The sequence below is a fragment of the Paenibacillus albidus genome (genome assembly GCF_014644435.1).
GTDB lineage: Bacteria > Bacillota > Bacilli > Paenibacillales > Paenibacillaceae > Paenibacillus_AQ > Paenibacillus_AQ albidus.
The window spans coordinates 236601-255525 of the sequence record NZ_BMKR01000002.1; the positions used below are offsets into that span (position 1 = coordinate 236601).

The 18925-nt window shown below is 51.3% G+C and carries 17 protein-coding genes; 5 read left to right on the forward strand and 12 right to left on the reverse strand.

Annotated features, from left to right (window positions below; all coding sequences use genetic code 11):
• Positions 1–146: 146 nt before the first annotated feature.
• The 6 genes from IEY53_RS02830 to IEY53_RS02855 all read right to left on the reverse strand — a co-directional run bounded on the left by IEY53_RS02830 (position 147) and on the right by IEY53_RS02855 (position 6045).
• The gene (locus IEY53_RS02830; protein ID WP_189022080.1) at positions 147–1229 is read right to left on the reverse strand and encodes a GNAT family N-acetyltransferase; all 1083 of its coding nucleotides are present in this window, start codon (positions 1227–1229) and stop codon (positions 147–149) included.
• Complete coding sequence (locus tag IEY53_RS02835) at positions 1226–2653, reverse strand: sensor histidine kinase (protein ID WP_189022217.1); 1428 nt, start codon at positions 2651–2653, stop codon at positions 1226–1228. Before IEY53_RS02835 ends, IEY53_RS02830 begins: the two co-directional genes overlap by 4 nt.
• The gene (locus tag IEY53_RS02840) at positions 2650–3348 is read right to left on the reverse strand and encodes a response regulator transcription factor (RefSeq protein ID WP_189022081.1); all 699 of its coding nucleotides are present in this window, start codon (positions 3346–3348) and stop codon (positions 2650–2652) included. The genes IEY53_RS02835 and IEY53_RS02840 overlap by 4 nt, the downstream gene beginning before the upstream one ends.
• The gene (locus IEY53_RS02845) at positions 3341–4630 is read right to left on the reverse strand and encodes a hypothetical protein (protein ID WP_189022082.1); all 1290 of its coding nucleotides are present in this window, start codon (positions 4628–4630) and stop codon (positions 3341–3343) included. Before IEY53_RS02845 ends, IEY53_RS02840 begins: the two co-directional genes overlap by 8 nt.
• 23 nt (positions 4631–4653) lie before the next feature.
• Complete coding sequence (locus IEY53_RS02850) at positions 4654–5379, reverse strand: phosphonate ABC transporter ATP-binding protein (protein ID WP_189022083.1); 726 nt, start codon at positions 5377–5379, stop codon at positions 4654–4656.
• Between the two features lie 87 nt (positions 5380–5466).
• Positions 5467–6045: an MFS transporter gene (locus IEY53_RS02855; RefSeq protein ID WP_189022084.1), complete on the reverse strand. Its 579-nt coding sequence runs from the start codon at positions 6043–6045 to the stop codon at positions 5467–5469.
• A gap of 136 nt (positions 6046–6181) precedes the next feature.
• Between IEY53_RS02855 and IEY53_RS02860 the strand changes: the two genes are divergently transcribed.
• From IEY53_RS02860 to IEY53_RS02870, 3 genes are all read left to right on the forward strand, one after another.
• Positions 6182–7099 (forward strand): ArsR/SmtB family transcription factor, encoded by a 918-nt coding sequence (locus IEY53_RS02860; protein ID WP_189022085.1) that lies wholly within the window; start codon positions 6182–6184, stop codon positions 7097–7099.
• A gap of 52 nt (positions 7100–7151) precedes the next feature.
• Complete coding sequence (locus IEY53_RS02865) at positions 7152–7904, forward strand: HAD family hydrolase (RefSeq protein ID WP_189022086.1); 753 nt, start codon at positions 7152–7154, stop codon at positions 7902–7904.
• A gap of 94 nt (positions 7905–7998) precedes the next feature.
• Positions 7999–8748 carry a DsbA family protein gene (locus IEY53_RS02870; protein WP_189022087.1) on the forward strand — a complete coding sequence of 250 codons (750 nt, stop codon included), beginning with the start codon at positions 7999–8001 and terminating at the stop codon, positions 8746–8748.
• A gap of 93 nt (positions 8749–8841) precedes the next feature.
• Here IEY53_RS02870 and IEY53_RS02875 read toward each other — a convergent pair whose 3' ends face one another.
• Positions 8842–11142, reverse strand: coding sequence for a type IA DNA topoisomerase (locus IEY53_RS02875; protein WP_189022088.1), 2301 nt, complete (start codon positions 11140–11142; stop codon positions 8842–8844).
• A 123-nt stretch (positions 11143–11265) separates the two neighbouring features.
• Here IEY53_RS02875 and IEY53_RS02880 point away from each other — a divergent pair, with 123 nt between their 5' ends.
• Complete coding sequence (locus tag IEY53_RS02880) at positions 11266–11442, forward strand: hypothetical protein (RefSeq protein ID WP_189022089.1); 177 nt, start codon at positions 11266–11268, stop codon at positions 11440–11442.
• Positions 11426–13426 (forward strand): methyl-accepting chemotaxis protein, encoded by a 2001-nt coding sequence (locus IEY53_RS02885; RefSeq protein WP_189022090.1) that lies wholly within the window; start codon positions 11426–11428, stop codon positions 13424–13426. The genes IEY53_RS02880 and IEY53_RS02885 overlap by 17 nt, the downstream gene beginning before the upstream one ends.
• 113 nt (positions 13427–13539) lie before the next feature.
• On the opposite strand, the gene IEY53_RS02890 is transcribed toward IEY53_RS02885, so the two are convergent.
• The 5 genes from IEY53_RS02890 to IEY53_RS02910 all read right to left on the reverse strand — a co-directional run bounded on the left by IEY53_RS02890 (position 13540) and on the right by IEY53_RS02910 (position 18841).
• Positions 13540–15027: a glutamate synthase subunit beta gene (locus IEY53_RS02890; protein ID WP_189022091.1), complete on the reverse strand. Its 1488-nt coding sequence runs from the start codon at positions 15025–15027 to the stop codon at positions 13540–13542.
• Between the two features lie 236 nt (positions 15028–15263).
• A complete protein-coding gene (locus IEY53_RS02895; protein ID WP_189022092.1) occupies positions 15264–15761 on the reverse strand; it encodes a dihydrofolate reductase in 498 nt (165 codons plus the stop codon).
• 39 nt (positions 15762–15800) lie between these two features.
• Positions 15801–16595, reverse strand: a complete 795-nt coding sequence (gene thyA / locus IEY53_RS02900) for a thymidylate synthase (RefSeq protein WP_189022093.1) — start codon at positions 16593–16595, stop codon at positions 15801–15803.
• Positions 16596–16827: 232 nt separating this feature from the next.
• Positions 16828–17838 (reverse strand): FecCD family ABC transporter permease, encoded by a 1011-nt coding sequence (locus tag IEY53_RS02905; RefSeq protein WP_189022094.1) that lies wholly within the window; start codon positions 17836–17838, stop codon positions 16828–16830.
• Positions 17831–18841 (reverse strand): FecCD family ABC transporter permease, encoded by a 1011-nt coding sequence (locus tag IEY53_RS02910; RefSeq protein ID WP_189022095.1) that lies wholly within the window; start codon positions 18839–18841, stop codon positions 17831–17833. The genes IEY53_RS02905 and IEY53_RS02910 overlap by 8 nt, the downstream gene beginning before the upstream one ends.
• Between the last annotated feature and the right edge of the window lie 84 nt (positions 18842–18925).

Below are 18925 nucleotides of genomic sequence, written 5' to 3' on the forward strand. Positions count from 1 at the left end.
CCCCTAGCGCGTGTATTCAAACCCTAACCCAAGGAGTACAGGGAGCAAGACACCGCCCAGCGAAAATACAGCAAAAGGGCTGCTGCACCGGTTAATCCAATAACCGGGCAGCAGCCCTTTTGCGCCCTGGCATGTGATGCTCCTGCTTAAGATGGCCGAAGCGCCCGCCACTCCCTGTCCAGCATGCTGAACTCAATACAATCCACATAGGTACCGTCAAAAAGCGCGGCTTCACGCATAGCGCCTTCCCGAATGAAACCGCAGGCCTCATAAGCTTTGAGGGCAGCTGTGTTGAAGTCAAAAACGCCCAGGGAAATGCGGTGCAGTCCCAGGCCATCAAAGCCGATCCGCAAGGCTTCATGCACCATCCGCTTTCCCAGCCCTTTTCCCTGCTGCCCCGGTTCCACGACTACTCTGGCCAAACGTGCCGAACCGTTCTCCCGATCGATCCGGGCAATGCTAATATGGCCGATGATCTGCCGGGATGCGGCATGAACGGCAGTAAACAGCAGCTTATCGGAGTTAACAGGATGATTGGAATCAGTCAGATAAGCGGTCAACTGCTCGTCGGTTAAGGGATACGTCAGGGACGGTCCTGCCCACTGTTTCAGAAATTCGGGTGAATGGCTCCAACTCTTTATGTAAGCAAAGTCAGATTCGGAAAAATAACGGAGGAGGATGGCATCGGGATCGTTCCTGTCCGTAAACTGCTGGTACAAATTCACCAGACGTCCACCGCCCATGTCATTCGTACCCATATAATAAAAACCGAGGCTCTGGTAATAGCGGTTCAGCTTGAGGTTATGAGCCACGGTATCGAACCTGAGGCCCTTGCAGCCCAATTCCAGCGCAAGCTGGGCGGCATACAGCAGCATTGCTTTCCCCAGCCCCTTGCCCCTGTGGGTACCGGTGACGGCAAGACGATGCAAGTAAGCATAGGCCTCATCATTCTTCTCACCCCAATATAACGGGTCGCTGAACTGCAAGGTGAACATGCCCACGGCTTGCCCATGGTCCAAAGCGAGGTATACCTGTCTGTCCGAAAAATATGCGGTTATGTCGGCTTCGTTAAACTGACCCGGTGACCATTGCCTGATCCCGTTGTCTTCCATCCACTGCGCTGCTTCCTGCAGCAGCTTCAGCACTTCCGGCACCCGTTCCAATTGTGCGCGGACCACGTGGACGGAAGTGGCGGGAAGCTGAATTTCTTTGGAATTGTGTTCGTTCAAACGAGCTCCCCCTTATCCGCACCAGCTGCTGATTCAAGGTCCAAAGGCTGTTCAGTTAAAGGCAAAATCACCGTGACCTGCGTCCCCTTGCCCAGCTCGCTGTCCATCTCCATTCTTCCGTTATGAAGCTCCACCAGCTGCTGCGATATAGCCAGCCCCAGGCCAGTTCCTCCGTTCAGCGCATCGACCTGGAAGAAACGGTCTCTGACTCTGGTCAAATGAGCTTCACTGATCCCGATACCGCTGTCCCTGACCAGGATGGCAACTTCACTTGCAGAGTATCGCTGTGCGGTAAGGGCAATGCTCGAATCCTCATGCGAGAATTTCACGGCATTGTCTACCAGGTTCATAAATACCTGCTTCAAGCGGTTGGCATCCCCCTTCACATAAACGCCTTCATCGCATTCCAGCAGCAGATGAATCCGTTTTTTCTCTGCTTTGGCCCATACATTAAGGATGGTCTCCTGCAGGAGCACCTTGAGGTTTACGATGCCGATCGAAAGCTTCATTTCATTCTGCTGAAGCTTGGAGAAATCAAGGATCTCTTCCACCAGACCGATCAGCCGGTCGCTTTCTTTGGATATGATGCCCATCCCCAGCCGGGTTTCCTCGGGATCATAACCTCCGGAGACCAGGGTCTCACTCCAGCCTTTGATGCTGGTAAGCGGAGTGCGCAGTTCATGTGAGATGGAGGATATAAAATCATCCTTGATCTGGTTGCTGCGCACAATCTCCTGAGCCATATAATTAAGCGTAGAGGCCAAATCCCCGATCTCATATTTGTAGTTGCCTTTGATGCGTGTATTGAAGCGCCCCTTGGCCATCTGGGCGGAGACCGCTGTGATATTGTTCAGCGGCTTCACAATTGAATTCGCCAGCCCAAAGCTGAACAGCACCACAATCGCCAGTACAGCTCCACCGATGCTTACTGACAGCAAACTCAAGTTGAGCAGTTCCCTATTAATCCCTTCCATGGAAGTCAGATAGCGAAGAATATACGCATCCCTTCCGTCCAACTGCAGCATTTTGGATACTGCCATCACACTTTCGTTCGTGCCGGCCTGCCGGCCTACCCAGCGCCCAATCCCGCCTCCGGCCGCCTCCGGCACATCACTTGTGGTGATCGTCCGGTCCGGCGGAAAGCCGGTTGAACTGATGATCATGTCACCCTTCAACGTCAGAATCTCCAGCTCGGTGGTCTTAAGACTGAATTTCTCCAGCAGCTCCTGCATAGAATAAGGGGTATTCTGGAACTTCTGGAAATCTTCAACTACATTAATATGGGTTGTTATTTTGTTATAGACACTGTCATAGTAATAGGTGCGGATAGCCAGAAGGAAAACCCCTTCTACCAGGAGAAGCGCCAAAAAGACTACAAGAATGTAGTGCAGTACAATCTGTCTGCGCATCCCCTTTTTAATCATTGTCCTTGGCCTTTCCATTTATAACCATGCCCCCATACCGTTTGCAGGAATTCGGGCTCTGACGGATTGTTCTCGATCTTCTGGCGCAAGCGGCGGATATTTACGTCCACTATCTTGGGGTCTCCCATATATTCCTTGCCCCATACATGATCGAGCAGCAAATCACGGCTGAGCGGCGTGTTCTCCTTCTCCAGAAAAAACTGCACCAGCGAAAATTCGGTCGGCGTCAATTCGATGGCTTCGCCGGCCCGCTTGAACTGCTTGGCAATCAGGTCGAGGGTGAACGGTCCCGATTGGAATGACACCTTGGCCGATTGCTCACGGTGAACATTCACCCGGCGCAGCAGTGACTGGATCCGCGCAATCAGCTCGGTTGGACTGAACGGCTTGCTGACATGATCATCGGCGCCCACGGATAAGGCATACACTTTATCCTGCTCCTGAACCTTGGCGGTCAGAAAAATAATGCCGAGGCGTTCATTGGTTTCCCGTACCCGCCGGCAGACCTCAAACCCGTCTATGCCGGGAACCATCACATCCAGTAAGGCGATATCAATATCAGGGATGGTGGTCAGCTTATGAAGGGCCTCGTTCCCGTCGGCCGCTTCCAGCACTTCAAAGCCGTTACGCTTCAGGTTAATCACAATAAAACTGCGGATGGATTCCTCATCCTCCAGAATCAGTACTTTACTCATCTATACCCTTCCTTTCAATGGGGGCTGTAATTTTGTTGCTGCTCCCCCCGTTTATGCTCTGTTCCAGCTTGCCGCGGTACCCGATGAATTTGTCGGCCCCGCGTCCCAGCAGTTCCCAGCCTTCGCTTTTGCTCCGTTCCCAGTCCGTCGGTGAGAAAAACGCCACCTCGGCCACAGTCTCGCCTGTGTCCGACATAATGAACTTAAGCGATTTATCCTGCACGGATTTCGTATCCACGGTTACATTGCCATGCCATTCCGCAGGGAATTTAATGACAAACCGGTCTGCAGGGTCACGGTATTGCAAAGCACTGAAGGCCAGCCCGTTTTTCCCGTCCCATTTGTAGTACGCATTAAAGTATGGAATCGTCTCCGGATCAAAATACTCCCAGCCCTTGGGCATTTCAAGCAGGCCGATCTCAATAATTCCATCACCGTCGATATCCTCGCTGTTAATGCGTCTGTCTTTGTAAGTACGGGCATCACCGGGAACCGCCACCCTCAGCTTGTTATTCTCCATAACCACCATATAGGAGTAGGCAGAGTGGGAATCCACCGCAGCATCCAGAATGATACCTTCTTTGTTCTCGGCCACCTTACCTGAGACAATATTGTAATAATTATTAAAATAAGGATCGAGATCATCCAGTTTGTCCAGAATCTTGAATTCACCGCTGTACTGGTAGGTTGTGACCGTAGCAAACTCATTGCGCTTGAAATAGACAACCGTAATATCCAGTTGGCCGTCATCATTCAAATCATCGATGATATATTCGGTATAAGGAAGGCGGAGGATTTCCTCCAAAGCTCCACTGGAATAACTGTAGACCACCAGCCCCTTCTCTTCGCCGCGTGAATAGCCGACAATGATATCCAGATGGCCGTCGCCTGTCAGATCCCGCAGATTCACCGATTCCAGCACAGTGCCGTCACCGTCGAATACCAGTTTTTTGACCCAGGCCTCCCCCTGCTTCTCCAGAATCATCCCGTGGATCTGGACAGCCTCGCCAGGCGTTTCATAGAACACAAGGGTCTCCATTACCCCATCTTTATTGAGGTCTTCCGTAAAAATCAGGCTGTCGTCATCGTTGACCGGCCGAAGCAGCGCCGAAGGAAGGGGCGTCAGTGAACTGATCGCAGCCATCAGGGTAGCTTTGTCTTCCGACAGACGCGGGGATTTCATCTGGGAAACCGGGTCGCTGAAGAATGTGCAGCCAGAGAGAACCGCAAGCAGGCACGTTACCGCCGCCAGACGCTTCAGACCTCGTAAATTCAACTTCATCACTCTTTTCCGTATTCCAAAATTTAAAGATTCATGCGCTCCTTGACCGTCAGACGGCGGCCTTTAACGTCATGTTTGATTCTGCCGTCCTCCAGAACCCATATACGGGTTGCAAAACGTTCAGCCAATTCAATGGGCAATACGGTAACTACAATAAGTCCAGTCTCCTTGCACAACCTCCGTAAGGTCTCCATTACATTCTCCGCTGACTTTGGGTCCAGCCCCGTTACCGGTTCATCCGCCAGGATCACCTTGGCACCGTGCGTCAGCGCGCGGGCAATGGCCACACGCTGACGCTCTCCGCCGCTGAGCTGGCTGGTCTTCATCTTGGCCTTGTCCAGCAGCCCGAGCGCATCCAGCTCGTCCATTGCCCCCATATAATCGTCAGAGCGTACCATCCCGGTGACCATTCGCCATAAAGGTGTCTGGGCGGATTGGCCGATCAGAACATTCTTCAGCGCCGTCCGGTTCGGATTAAGTTCGGCGTTCTGCTCCAGGTAAGCCCATTCACGGCGGATTTTGCGTTTGCCGGTAAAGACGTTGCCAAAGATATCCGTCCCGTCCACTCTAAAATTGCCCCGGTCCCACTTCTCCCGCAGTGCCAGGCAGCGCAGCAGCGTAGACTTGCCGCTTCCGCTGCCCCCCAGCACAGCAACCAGTTCCCCCGGTTCCAATTGAAAGCCAACATCCTGCAGAACGGGCATCTTCTCTTCCCCGACTGCTTTTGCCAAATGTTCAACTGTAATCATATTCAGCTCTCCTGTCCTCATCTCTACTCTATAGTGTACTCTGAAAGCGAGATCAAATTCCATGCGAGCACTCGTTCTTATCTTACCTCAAATCTGTTTGCGTGGCGAGAATAATAACCCCGCCAGTCCGAACAAAATATAAAAAAGGCCCATAAGCCCAAAAACGCCGCCTCCCTGTCCTGCTTCGAGGAGCAAGCCACCGATACCGGGACCCGCAATGCTGCCTATACTATAATGAAAAGAAGAGGCTATACCTGCGGCAGGCAGCAGATTGCGCGGCAGGATATCTGCCGCATAAGCAAGCCCCAGCGAGAAAAAAGAACCGACAAGCCCGCCGGACACCATCAGAATCACCAGGCACAGCAGGAAGCTGTCACCTGCAAGCGGCAGCAGGGCGAACCCCGTTCCTCCGCCGATGATAAGTTTTTTGAATCCGGCAGCACCAAGGGCCCGTTCGGCAATCAGTGTCATGCCGAAAGAGCCAATATACAGCGCGGCTGCGTTAAGCCCGTTCAAAGAAGACGAGACCCCTTGCTGTTCCAGAAGAATGGACAAAACCGGCAGAAGCAGGCCTTGGCTGAGCCCGGCGGCGATAATAACGGTAATTAGAATGGCGTAATGAACCTTGCTGTTATGGCGAGCGGAAGATGATAACCGGTCTGACACGAATGAATCCTCCTAGGGTATATAAAGATTGCAGGGATGTCGCCAAATGGCAAACAGAGAACATTATAGTGGACAACCCTCTTCAAAACAAGAGATAATATATAGAAGTGACGGATTTCTTGGGGGTGTATGACTCATGAACTATGAATTAAAAATCGATGTCTCGCCGGTCTACGAACTGCTGGACAGTTTTATGTTATATGTAACTAGAAAATGGAGCTCCAATCTGGACATCGGTCCGGACTGGGTGAATGATGTGGAAAGCAACATTCCCCCGCAAAAAATCACGGCGCTCATGGAGGCTGCGAATTGGCCGTTTGAAGATTACGATGTGCTTTATGCGTGGGCCTACAGCCGGGGATCGGCGGCCAAGGTGCTTCAGTTCCTGGACGAGCTTGAATCCGCCACACTGGAAGAGAGCTTTCTGCGGGTGGCACCCTTTGTCTCCAATTTCACCCTTGAACAGTGCCACCGGATCAAAAGCGGCTATATTCCACTGCTGCGGCTGTGGCATGAGCAATATTTTCGCCATGTAGAGCAAAAGATTCTTCCCCTCCTTATTGAGGATGCCTCGGAAAAAAAAATGCTCGAAAGCAAAATGGAGAAGGTCGCGCTCATCGAATATGCCTCCGGCGGGGTAGTCATTGAAGATTTGCCTAATCTGGAGACGATTGTGTTGCTGCCAACGGTGCATAACCGGCCCATCAACACTTATTGCTTCTATAAAACCATGGTCATCATCCAGTATCCGGTAGATGTCCCGCTGGACGACGAGGATGAGCCTCCTACCGTGCTGCTGCGGATGACCAAAGCCCTGTCGGACCCGACCCGGCTCAGACTGCTCCGGTATGTGGCCCATGAACCCAAGACGTTATGGGAAATGCAGTCCGAGCTGAATCAATCCAGAGAAATGCTGATGCACCATCTGATGATTCTGCGTGTAGCCGGACTACTGCGCATCCATCTTCAGGGGGAAAACAATGAGCGCTTCAGTATCCGTCCGGACGGCGCTTCGGAGCTGCAGCTGTTCCTGGAGTCCTACATTCGATTGTAGCAGGAGACGGCACGGCTTAAATTACAGAGATAGAGATAAAGGAGTGAGCGGCATGAAGTATTCAACGCAGCAAGTGATTTTTGACCTGGACGACACTCTCGTTCACTGCAACAAATATTTCGACCTTATTTTAGGTCAATATTTTGAAATGATGGGCGACTGGTTCAAGGATTTTGGAGCAACCACCGCTGAATTCCGCAACAAGCAGGCGGAGATTGATGTGCAGACCGTCAACACCAGCGGACTTGCCAGCGAGAACTTCCCCAAATCCCTGATTGCCACCTACCGTTTCTTTTGCGGGCAATACGGACGTCCTGCCGAAGCTTTTCATGAACAGCAATTGATGAAGCTTGGTCTCAGTGTCTACGATCAGGAGATCGAGGCCTACCCGGGTATGGTCGAAACGCTGGATATCCTCAAACAGGATGGCCATGACCTGTACTTGTACACCGGTGGCGATGATACTATCCAGCAACGCAAAATTGAACAAATGAAGCTGACAACTTATTTTGAGGACCGGATCTTTATCCGCCAGCATAAAAATGTCGAGGCCCTGGAAACTATTTTGTCCACCCGCAATTTTGAACGCAAACGCACCTGGATGATCGGCAACTCCCTGCGGACGGATGTGCTGCCCGCAGTCACCGCCGGCATTAACAGCATCTACCTGAAGCAGCAAAAGGAATGGCTATATAACCTGATTGAGCTTCAACGGGAAATGCAGCAGTCTGTATTGACCATCTCGTCCATTACTGAGGTTCCGCCGGTCATCCGCTCAGCGGCCAAGCAGTCCCATCACGGCTGATTTGATCCGGCTCCTGTTACAAATGACATAGGCACCCTGCGCAGGGTTGATTATACTATTTTAGAAGATTTTGATCTTGCGCAGGAGGGACAAAATGAACAAAAACGTGAACCCTAAGCAAAACCGCAGCAAAGGCCGCGCAAACCGCCAGTTGCTTCCCATGCTGCTCGGAGCTGCCGTGGTTATTCTCACCGGTGTCCTCGTCTGGGTAAGTTCGGACAGCCAGGCCAGCGAGAATACCGAGCTCGATGCGCTACCCAACTACACTGATGTGAAAGGCAAGATTGTTGTAGATGGACTGAAGTATGAGAAACAGCCCCATTTGGGAAACAGCGAGGCCAAAGTCAAGGTTATAGAATTCGCCGATTTCAAATGCCCGGCCTGCAAGCAATGGACCGAAGCTTATCTGGACCGCTTCATCAAGGATTATGTCGATACCGGCAAGGTGGAATTTTTCTTTATGAACTTTGCCTTCATTGACCGTGACTCCTATCTGGCAGCCAGTGCCGGTGAAGCCATCTATCATCAGAGCAACGAGAAATTCTGGGAATACCTCCACAAGCTTTATGCCAATCAAGGCGATGAGAGCACCATCTGGGCCACCCCGAAGTTTATCCTGCCGTTTGTTAAAGACAACATGGAAGGCATAGATTACAGCCGGTTCGAGTCCGATATCAAGAATCACACCTATATGTATGATGTGAAAGAAGATTTCAAGATTGCCGGCTCCTATGGTGTCAATGGCACACCCAAATTCATGGTGAACGGTGAGCTGCTGCCGGACTCCTCCTATGAAGGGCTGGCGGCTGCGGTGGACGCCCAGTTAAACGAGGCTGGTCAGTAAAGCAGTTCACACTACAATCTAAAGGGGTCTCCCGATAAGCCGTTTTAATGGCTTAGAGGAGGCCCCTTTATGCTGCATTATTATTCCAAGTGGTTACTGTTCTACAATAAGCTGCCCGGTATCCGTATTATGAAGCACAAGTTTGCCTTCAAGCGGTTGACCCTCAGCCCCTGTCAGCTTCAGCTTGCCGGTTCGTCCCTTCCCGATTAAGGCTTTAACCTGTGCATCGGTAAGGACACGGCCATGGGTCTCTTTCCAGATGACGAACTTGCACCCTTCCTTGTAATGGGAACAGCCATAACCTTTCCGGCCCATGAAGATCATTCCGCCGCAACCGGGGCTGGGACAAGGCCCAATGATCTTTGGTCCGCTATCGGCGGAGTCCTCCGCTGCGCTGTTCTTCTGCCTTGCTGCCACAGGCGTCCCGGCGGTTTGACCTCTTTCCCCTTCCGCCTTACGTTTCCCCGGAGCTGCCGGTTTGCCGGATGTTTTGCGCGGGGTGCCGCTGCCCTTCCCTTTGCCTCCCAAAGCAGGGGTTTCGCCTTCAAAAGAGGTTTTGGAAGCGCGGGCCTGCACCCGGACTTTGTCCACAATCATGCAAGCAAACCGTTTGACATTCTCCATGAACTGGTTGTCAGAGGCAGTACCTCTGGAAATTTCATTCAGGCGCCGCTCCCATTGGCCGGTCATTTCGGGCGAGGTCAACAGCTCAATGCCCGCGCCGCGGATCAGCTCAATTGCCGTCCGGCCCTTTTGGGTGATGGCGATCTTTTTTCCTTGCATTTCCACATAACCGACATTCTTAAGCCGCTCAATGGTAGCCGCACGGGTGGCCGGTGTGCCGAGCCCCGAATCCTTCATGGCATCGCGGAGCTCCTCATCCTCGATCTGCTTGCCCGCACTTTCCATCGCCCGCAGCAGCGTCCCTTCCGTATAATGCTTGGGTGGCTGGGTATCCTTCTCCTTGACAACTGCGTCACTGCAGACCACTTCATCCGCCGGAGCAACCGCGAAGGGTTCGTTGACCTCTATCTCCTCGTCTTCGTCGTCTTCGCCCGACTTCCCTTTGGCCGGCTTGTTCTTCTCCTTCTTCTGATCTGCATAGATCACCTTCCAGCCGAGACTGAGCAGTTCCTTGACCGTAGTCTTGAATTTCTCCTCTTCGACCTCTGTGATCACAGTGTGCACCTTATATTCTGCAGCCGGATAGAATTGGGACAGAAAACGGCGCACGATCAGGTCATAAAGCTTCTGTTCATCCGCACTCAAACCCGAAGCCTTGCGGTAAGTAGGCAAAATCGCATGGTGATCCTCTACCTTAGACGGGTTGCAGATGAATTTGTTCCCTTTATGAACCAGATTACGGTTGGCCCCTTTCACCCATTCGTCATAGGCCGTGCCCTGCAGGGCAGACAACGTTTTGTGCATCTCCGGGATGTTCTGCTCCGTCACATAGTTGGAGTTTGTCCGCGGATAAGATATCACTTTATGCTTCTCGTATAAGGCCTGGGCGACGTCGAGTGTTTTTTTGGCGGAAAAAGCGTACTTCCCGTTGGCTTCGCGCTGCAGGAGCGTCAAATCATACAGCTTGTTCGGATATTCCTTGGTTTCCTTCACCTCATAGGAGGCGATCCGCCCGGATTTTCCTTTGACCTTTTGCGCCAAGGCTTCGGCCTTGGCACCGTCCGTCATCCGCTCCCCCTGCCACATGCCCTTGTACGTCATTTCCTTTTGGGTAAAATGCCCTTCTACTTCAAAAAATTTAAGGGAATCAAACGCCTCAATCGTCTTCTGGCGGTCATAAATCAAAGCCAGGACAGGCGTCTGTACTCTGCCCACAGAGAGCAGCACATTATGTTTGGTTGTAAATGCCCGCGAACCGTTCATGCCGATCAGCCAGTCGGCTTCACTGCGCGCTTTGGCCGCTTTGGTCAAATTCTCGTACTCTGAGCCATCTTTTAGCTCCTGGAAGCCTTTACGGATCGTTTCGGGTGTCAGATCGGAGATCCACAGCCGCTTGACGGGCTGCCCAAGCTTCAAATGCCGCTGAATCAGCGAAAAAATATGCTGCCCCTCCCGCCCAGCATCGCAGGAATTGACAAGCAGATTGCTGCGTTTGGCCAATTCACCTATCACTTTCAATTGGTCTATAGTCCGGCTGTTGGGTACCAGCTTGAACTGTTCGGGGATAATCGGCAGATCGTTAATATTCCATTTCTTGTATTTAGGATCATAGGCATCCGGTTCTGCCAGACCAATCAGATGACCGATGGCCCAGGTAATAATGTATTGCTCCCCTTCCAGATAGGAACGGTGATTTTTCGCTTTCGGTTCTATTGCGGCAGCGATATTCCGCCCCATATCCGGTTTTTCCGCAATAATAAGTGTCTTCAAAAACAATCGCTCCTTACCTCTGCGTTCTTTGTCCAGAATACATCCAGTAGTCTATTATACCATTAACTCTGCTCTTATTTCATATATTCCAAGGCCGGAAAACAGCTTTGCCTGCTCCGATTCATGAAAAATTTTCAGAAACTAAAATTAAATATGAAATTTTCGTGTCTTCTGACCGAATATATCATTAGAGTAATTCTAAACGCCAGAGAAAAAACAGCTGGAGAGGGAGAACAATTAGGCAAAGAGCTTATTCGTATCTATTCAAGGGGGAAATTTATTAATGAACAAAACAATTAGACGTATTTCACAAGCTCTTTCATCCAGATCCTTGCAGAGAAAAATGATGCTGATCTTCTCCATTATGTTAATCATTCCTATGCTCGCAGTCAGCTACTTCTCTTATGACAGTTCAAAAGACCAGCTTGAGCTGAAAATGCAGGAAACCACCCGCTCCAGCGTCAATTTATTGCAGGTGACTGTTAATGAAATCGTCTCGGCATCGGTACGCAATGTAAAGCAGTTAAGCCAGCAAATTACTTCGGCGGATGTAGATGCCAAAAGCCCGGCAGCCCGCAAACTGATCGACCTGTTCATGAAGGAGCATCCGGAGCTTGAGATTCTAACCATCGGCAATAACAACGGAACGTGGATGAAATCACCGGACCCCGGCCATCAGGATTATGATCCGCGTACAAGGGAATGGTATAAAGCATCATTAAGCACACCCGGAGAAATCTCCATCGTCAACCCTTTTAAATCGGTGACTACCGGCAACTTTAATTTGACCCTCTCCCACACGTTCACCGATGGCAAAGGAGCAATAAACATCAGTTTAAGCCTCAAAAAGATGGGGGAATTAATCAATAGCATCAAGGTTGGCGAGGAAGGGTATCTTTTTGTGATGGATCAGGCTCATAAATATGTCGCGCATCCCACCAAAATCGCCGGAGATGAAGTAAACGAGCAGATCCTGCAGAAGGTTGTTGGGCGCAGCGGGAACATCTCGTTTATCGACCCCGAGACCCAATTGTTAATGAAGGGTTACTATACTACGGATGAAATCAGCGGATTTATTATTGTCGGCGTACTCTCTACGGATGAAATATCAGATGCTTCCATGGATATTCTAAAGACGGGAATTCTCGTGATTGTGATCACATTAATTATATCGCTGATATTCTTGTATTTTGCCGTCCGCAGCATTACCAAACCGATTCTCCAGCTGAATCACTCCGCACGGCGTGTTAGTGAGGGGTATCTGAATGAGCACATCGAACTGAAACGTACGGATGAAATCGGACAGCTGGCGGAGAATTATAATGAAATGGTCCACTCCCTCAGAGGCATTGTGGTGGATATCTCGGACACCTCTGGCCTGCTTGCCGCCTCGAGCCAGCAATTAACGGCTACTACCGAGGAGAACGCCAAGGCCGTAACCTACGTAACCGAACTGGTTCAGGAGTCTTCGGATGGTGTTGAGACCCAAACGGCGGCCATGAGTGAAACCTCAAGAGCGATGGAAGAAATGTCCGGCGGTATTCAAAAAATCACTGAAGCGGCTGCCTCCATTGTAGATTCTTCGGCAGATACCCGGAAGGATGTAGAGAATGGCAACCGCAAGGTCGAGCTGGTGAGCCGGCAGATGGATGCCATCAAGCAGTCTACTGCCCATTCCTCAGAACTCATTGGACAGCTCAACGGATTAAACTCACGGGTCTCCGAAATGAGCACCGCCATTTCCAATATTGCCGTGCAGACGAATCTGTTATCACTTAATGCAGGAATTGAGGCGGCACGTGCAGGTGAGCATGGCCGGGGATTTGCTGTTGTAGCTTCAGAGGTGAGAAAGCTGGCAGATCAGTCCAAAACGACCGCCGGCAGCATTCAAGAGGTTATTGAGCAAATGACCGGTCTGATTAACCAGACCTACGAAGCTATCCACCATACGGTCTCGGCAGACGTAGAACTCGGAATCCATGTAACGGATGAAGCCAAGGAAGCTTTTGCCAACATTGAACATTCAACAGCCCGGATCAATGGTCAGATTCATGACATTTCTGCGATCACTCAGCAAATGTCGGCCGGCGCTGAAGAGGTAACCGCTTCGGTGCTGGAAATCTCCAATATCTCACGCTCCACGTCGGATGCGTTCCAGAACGTGACTGCAGCCACCGAACAGCAGCTGGCCTCGATGGAGGAGATTTCAACCTCTACCACCGAGCTGTCCAAAATGGCCATGGATCTGCAGCATAAGATTGAACGCTTCAAGCTGGATGCCTAGATCATTATTGATACAAGCTGAATTGAGCTGACACAAAAAGAGGGTCCCGCAAGCCAATGTAATGGCTTGCGGGACCCTCTCTTGTTGATTTAAAGTATCATAGGTATTTTAGTTTAGGCAAGAACAGAGGAACCCATCAAATATTTATCAACTTCACGGGCAGCTTCGCGTCCTTCATTAATGGCCCATACCACCAAACTTTGGCCGCGGCGCATGTCGCCGGCTGCAAATACTTTGTCCACATTGGTGTTAAATTTACCATAGCGGGCTTTAACGTTCGTCCGGCGGTCTGTATCCAGCTTCAGCTCTTGAATCAGATCCTGCTCCGGTCCGTCGAACCCGATCGCAATCAAAGCCAGCTGTGCGGGATAAATCGCTTCTGTTCCCGGAACAGGCTGGTAGATTTTGCGTCCGGTTTCGTCCACCATCCGGCGGATTTGTACTGTGTGCACTTCCTTCAGATTACCAGCATCATCACCAACAAATTTCGTAGTCATAATGGAGAATTCACGCGGGTCTTCGCCAAAGATGGCTTTGGCTTCCTGCTGTGCATAGTCCAGTGTGTACACATTCGGGAATTGCGGCCAGGGATTGGCAATCGGGTCCCGCTCAAGCGGTGCTTTGTCATGTGTACCGAACTGGGTGATGCTGCTGCAGCCATGACGGAGAGATGTCGCTACACAGTCGGAGCCTGTATCTCCCCCGCCAAGAACTACTACATCCTTGCCCTCAGCAGATACGTAGTTACCGTCAGCCAGACCGGAATTCAGATAACTCTTGATCGTACCGTTCAAATAATCCATGGCATACATTACACCATTCAGTTCACTGCCTTCCACATTGAAACGGCGTGCCTTGGTTGCCCCGCCGCACAGAACCACAGCATCGAACTCGTCAACCAGCTGCTGAGCCGGAATATCCTTGCCGATTTCGGTATTCACCACAAAATTAACGCCTTCGGCCGCCAGCAGATCCACACGGCGCTGTACAATTCTCTTGTCCAGCTTCATGGTAGGAATACCATAAGTCAACAAACCGCCGACACGGTCGCTGCGTTCAAATACGGTCACGGTATGTCCGGCTTTGTTAAGCTGCGCCGCTGCTGCCAGACCTGCAGGTCCGGAGCCTACAATGGCAATCTTCTTACCTGTGCGTTTCTCCGGCGGGTTAGGCACCACCCAGCCTTCTTGAAAACCTTTATCAATAATAGCCAGCTCGATCGTCTTGATAGTGACGGGCTGACCGATCAGTCCAACGGTACATGAGCCTTCACAAGGTGCAGGACAGATACTGCCTGTGAACTCAGGGAAATTATTCGTCTTGTGCAGACGCTCCAGTGCTTCCTTCCACAGACCGCGATATACCAGATTGTTCCATTCCGGAATCAGATTGTGGACAGGACAGCCGGAAGTTCCACCACTCATGTCAATGCCGGTATGGCAATACGGGGTTCCGCAATCCATGCAGCGGGCACCCTGTGTCCGAAGCTCGTCCTCGGATAAATGATGGTGGAACTCTTCCCAATCCTTTACGCGCTGCTCAGGATCACGATCACCCGGGAGCTGGCGCTTATACTCCATAAATCCAGTAGGTGTAGACATGTTTCGTTTCCCCCATCCGTTCTCTTCGTGTTGATTTGTTATAGTACACTGTAATCTGCCCCGGCATATTAGGAGATACGCCCCCCGAGCGGATACCTGTACATTCTATTGTATACTTTCCACCACATTATATCATTTCTAATTTTAATTATAGTAGCATTCATTACTTTTGCACTGTAATGGATTAATATGCTGATTATTTGTACTATTTAACATCTGGTGTCAGAGAAAACGGTTTATCTTTTATCCGAACGTTCATAAACCACGAAACGGTAATCATACGGGTTCTTTTCATCGAATATCCCTGGCGTATTGGAAACTTCCTGCCACTGGCTCCAGTCCACCTCAGGGAACTTCGTATCCCCGTCAAACTCATGGTCGATATGGGTCACGATCAGCTTGTCGGCATACGGCAGCATCATCCGGTAAATCTCGGCTCCGCCGATGACCATCAGTTCATCCAGTTGCTGCGCCTCGGCCAGGGCTTCGCCGATCGTGTGGATAACCTTGGCTCCTTCCGGAGCAAAGCCGGGGTCCCGTGTCAGGACCACACTGGTTCTATCCTTCAGCGGCTTCCCCCCGAGGGAGTCCCAGGTTTTGCGGCCCATCACGATCGTTTTGCCCTTTGATTCCGCCTTAAAAAAAGCAAAATCCCGCGGCAAATGCCAGGGTATGTCATTGTTCTTGCCGATGATCCCATTGGCGTCCATAGCCCAAATCATACTTATGCTCATCGTTTCCTCTCCCCTCATTGTCACCGGTGAACAGACTTTCTAGATCGCCACCGGCGCTTTAATACCCGGGTGATACACATAATCCGTGAATTCAAAATCCTCGAAGGTGTAGTCAAAGATGCTCTCCGGCTTTCTCCGGATCTTAAGACGCGGCAGCGCATAAGGTTCTCTTGCCAATTGGGTCGCTACCTGTTCCAGATGGTTGGTATAGATATGCACATCCCCGCCGGACCAGATGAATTCACCCACCTCAAGACCTGTCTGCTGGGCCACCATATGGGTAAGCAGTGCATAACTCGCTATATTAAAAGGCAATCCCAGGAAGGTATCCACCGAGCGCATCGTCAGCATGCAGGACAGCTTGCCGTCCGCTACATAGAACTGAAATACAAAATGGCAAGGCGGCAGCTTCATCTGGTCAATCTCGCCCACGTTCCAGGCACTGACGATATGGCGGCGGGAATCCGGATTATTCCGGATGGACTCGATCACGTTCCCGATTTGGTCAATATGCCGTCCATCCGCACTTTCCCAGGCACGCCATTGCGAGCCGTATACCGGTCCGAGTTCACCGTTCTCGTCGGCCCATTCATCCCAGATGGAGACGCCGTTTTCTTGTAAATAAGCGGTATTCGTGTCTCCCTTGAGGAACCAGAGCAGCTCATGAATCACCGATTTCAAATGGATACGCTTGGTAGTCATCAACGGGAAACCTTCAGCCAGATCAAAACGCAGCTGACGTCCAAACACCGATATCGTTCCCGTCCCTGTACGGTCGCTTTTGGCAGTGCCGTGATCCAAAACATCCTGAAGCAAGTCTAAGTATTTACGCACAGTTTACGCTCCTCTATCCTTTTTCTGTTCTTAGTTTACCATGACCTTGGCGGGCAAAACAGATATAGTTTCATCCATTTTGCACTCATCCGCCCACAGAATCAAATTAACCCCCATCTAATCCATGCACATATTTACTTTTTTAGAAATATCAAACTTCAAAATAAAAAAACAAGAACTGCCCAGTTTATCTTTGATAAACTGAACCGCCTTGTTTTGGTTTGACACCAGTTTAACTCGCTCCGCCCATCCCTTTTCTTTTAAACAGCAGATACATAAAAAATGGGGCGCCGATCCCGGCTGTGAAGACTCCGGCAGGGATATCCAGCGGCTGAAAAAGCATACGTCCGGCAAGATCGGCAAGCAGCAGTATAATGGCTCCTACGACCGCAGATACCGGAATAAGAAAGGTGTAAGAATGTCCGGCCAGCCGCCTGGCGATGTGGGGTGCAAGCAAGCCGATAAAGGAAATCGTGCCGGCCACACCTACTGCCGCCCCGGCGAGCACCACACAGTAGATGAGCAGCATCAATCGGCTGAGCTGAAGCCGGCTGCCCAGTCCTTGAGCGGTCTCTTCACCCAGCGCCTGGATATTCAGCTCTCTGGCATACAGCATGGACAGTGGAATAATGGCCACGACCCAAGGCCACAACAGTCCGATATAGGTCCAGTTCGTACCGTAGACGCTCCCTGTCATCCAGTTCAGCACTTGCGCCGCCAGATGAGACGGGCCGCTGATAAGCAGAAACATCGTCAACGCGCCTGCTGCGGTTGAGATGCCAAGCCCAACCAGCACCAGCCGGAAGGGGGATATTCCCTGCTTCCAGGCAAGACTGTAGTTGAGAAGAACTGCGGCAAAGGCACCCGCTATAGCAATCACAGGTACCCAGTGGACACTGTAGCCCGTGAAAAGGGTCATAAAAGCGACCACGGCTGCGGATGCCCCCCCTGTCACTCCAAGCAGATCGGGAGAAGCCAGCGGATTACGAATCACTCCCTGCAGCAGCGCCCCGGCTACCGCCAGGGCGGCCCCAATCAGAACTGCGGCCAGAATACGCGGCATACGAAGCTGCATGAGGATCAGATCACTGCTCTCTTCATTGTGTCCGACTAGCGAGAGTACCACTTCCTTCAGAGGAATCCAGACGCTGCCTATGGATAAACAGATCAGTGACAGGAGAATCATCAGAAGAAATAACAGCACCAGAAGCATCATGGATTTGTAGTTTCGATGTTTAAGCATGTTCCCTCCTTCTGGCCACCCGAATCAGGAACGGCACGCCAATAAGCGCTGTTGCTACACCCACCGGCACTTCCTTCGGCATCAAAATAAACCGTGAGACCAGATCCGCTACCACCAGCAGCAAAGCTCCGGTCAACGCGCAGTATGGCAGCAGCCAGCGGTGATCCTGTCCAGCCACAGCTCTGCACAGATGCGGCACAACGAGTCCGACAAAAGCGATCGGCCCAGCTGCGGCCACAGCACTTCCAGCCAACAGAACAACAGACAGCCCGGTCAGTATCCGGGTGAGCAGCATACGTTGCCCCAGACTTCTGGCACTGTCATCCCCTAAAGCCATGACGTTAAGCGATCCGGATAAAGCCATGGCAAGAATCAGCCCGATTACCAGATAAGGGAGTACAATCATTAAATGCTCCAGTTGCCTTCCCGACACCGAGCCGACCATCCAGAAGATCGCCGCCTCCAGTGACTCCTGGTTAATCAGGATCAGGCCGGAGGTTACGGAAGAGGCAAAGGCAGCTACAGCCGCTCCGGCCAGGGTAAGCCTGATGGGCTCAAAAGAGCTGCGTCCTCCCGCTCCCAGGATGTACACGAATAGCGAGGTGAGCGCTGCTCCGATAAGGGCAATCCAGATCATGCCTCCCAGCGTAAGCAGGGGCCCAAAAGCAACCAGACCGATCACAATAAAAAGCGCCGCTCCCGCATTGACCCCGAAGACGGATGGGGATGCCAGCGGATTTCTTGTCAAAGCCTGCATGAGGGCTCCGGCAACTGCCAGACCCGCCCCTACAGCGGCGGCAATCAAGGCACGCGGAACACGTGTGGTCCGTAGAATAAGATGTTCATTTGAACCGTCGAAACTGCTGTATGCCTTCCATAAATCTTCAATACTAAAAAGATGTATGCCGAATAAAACACTGGCGAGCATGCAGGCAAAAAGCAGAATCAAGCCGATAATCAGGCCCAGCAGCTTCGCTCTGCGTCCTCGCTTGGATATTTCCATTACTGTCCCCCCTGACCTTGAGCTCCACTGGCATAGAAAACAAGCTGACGCCAGGCTTGCAGACATCAGCTTGTTTATGTAAGA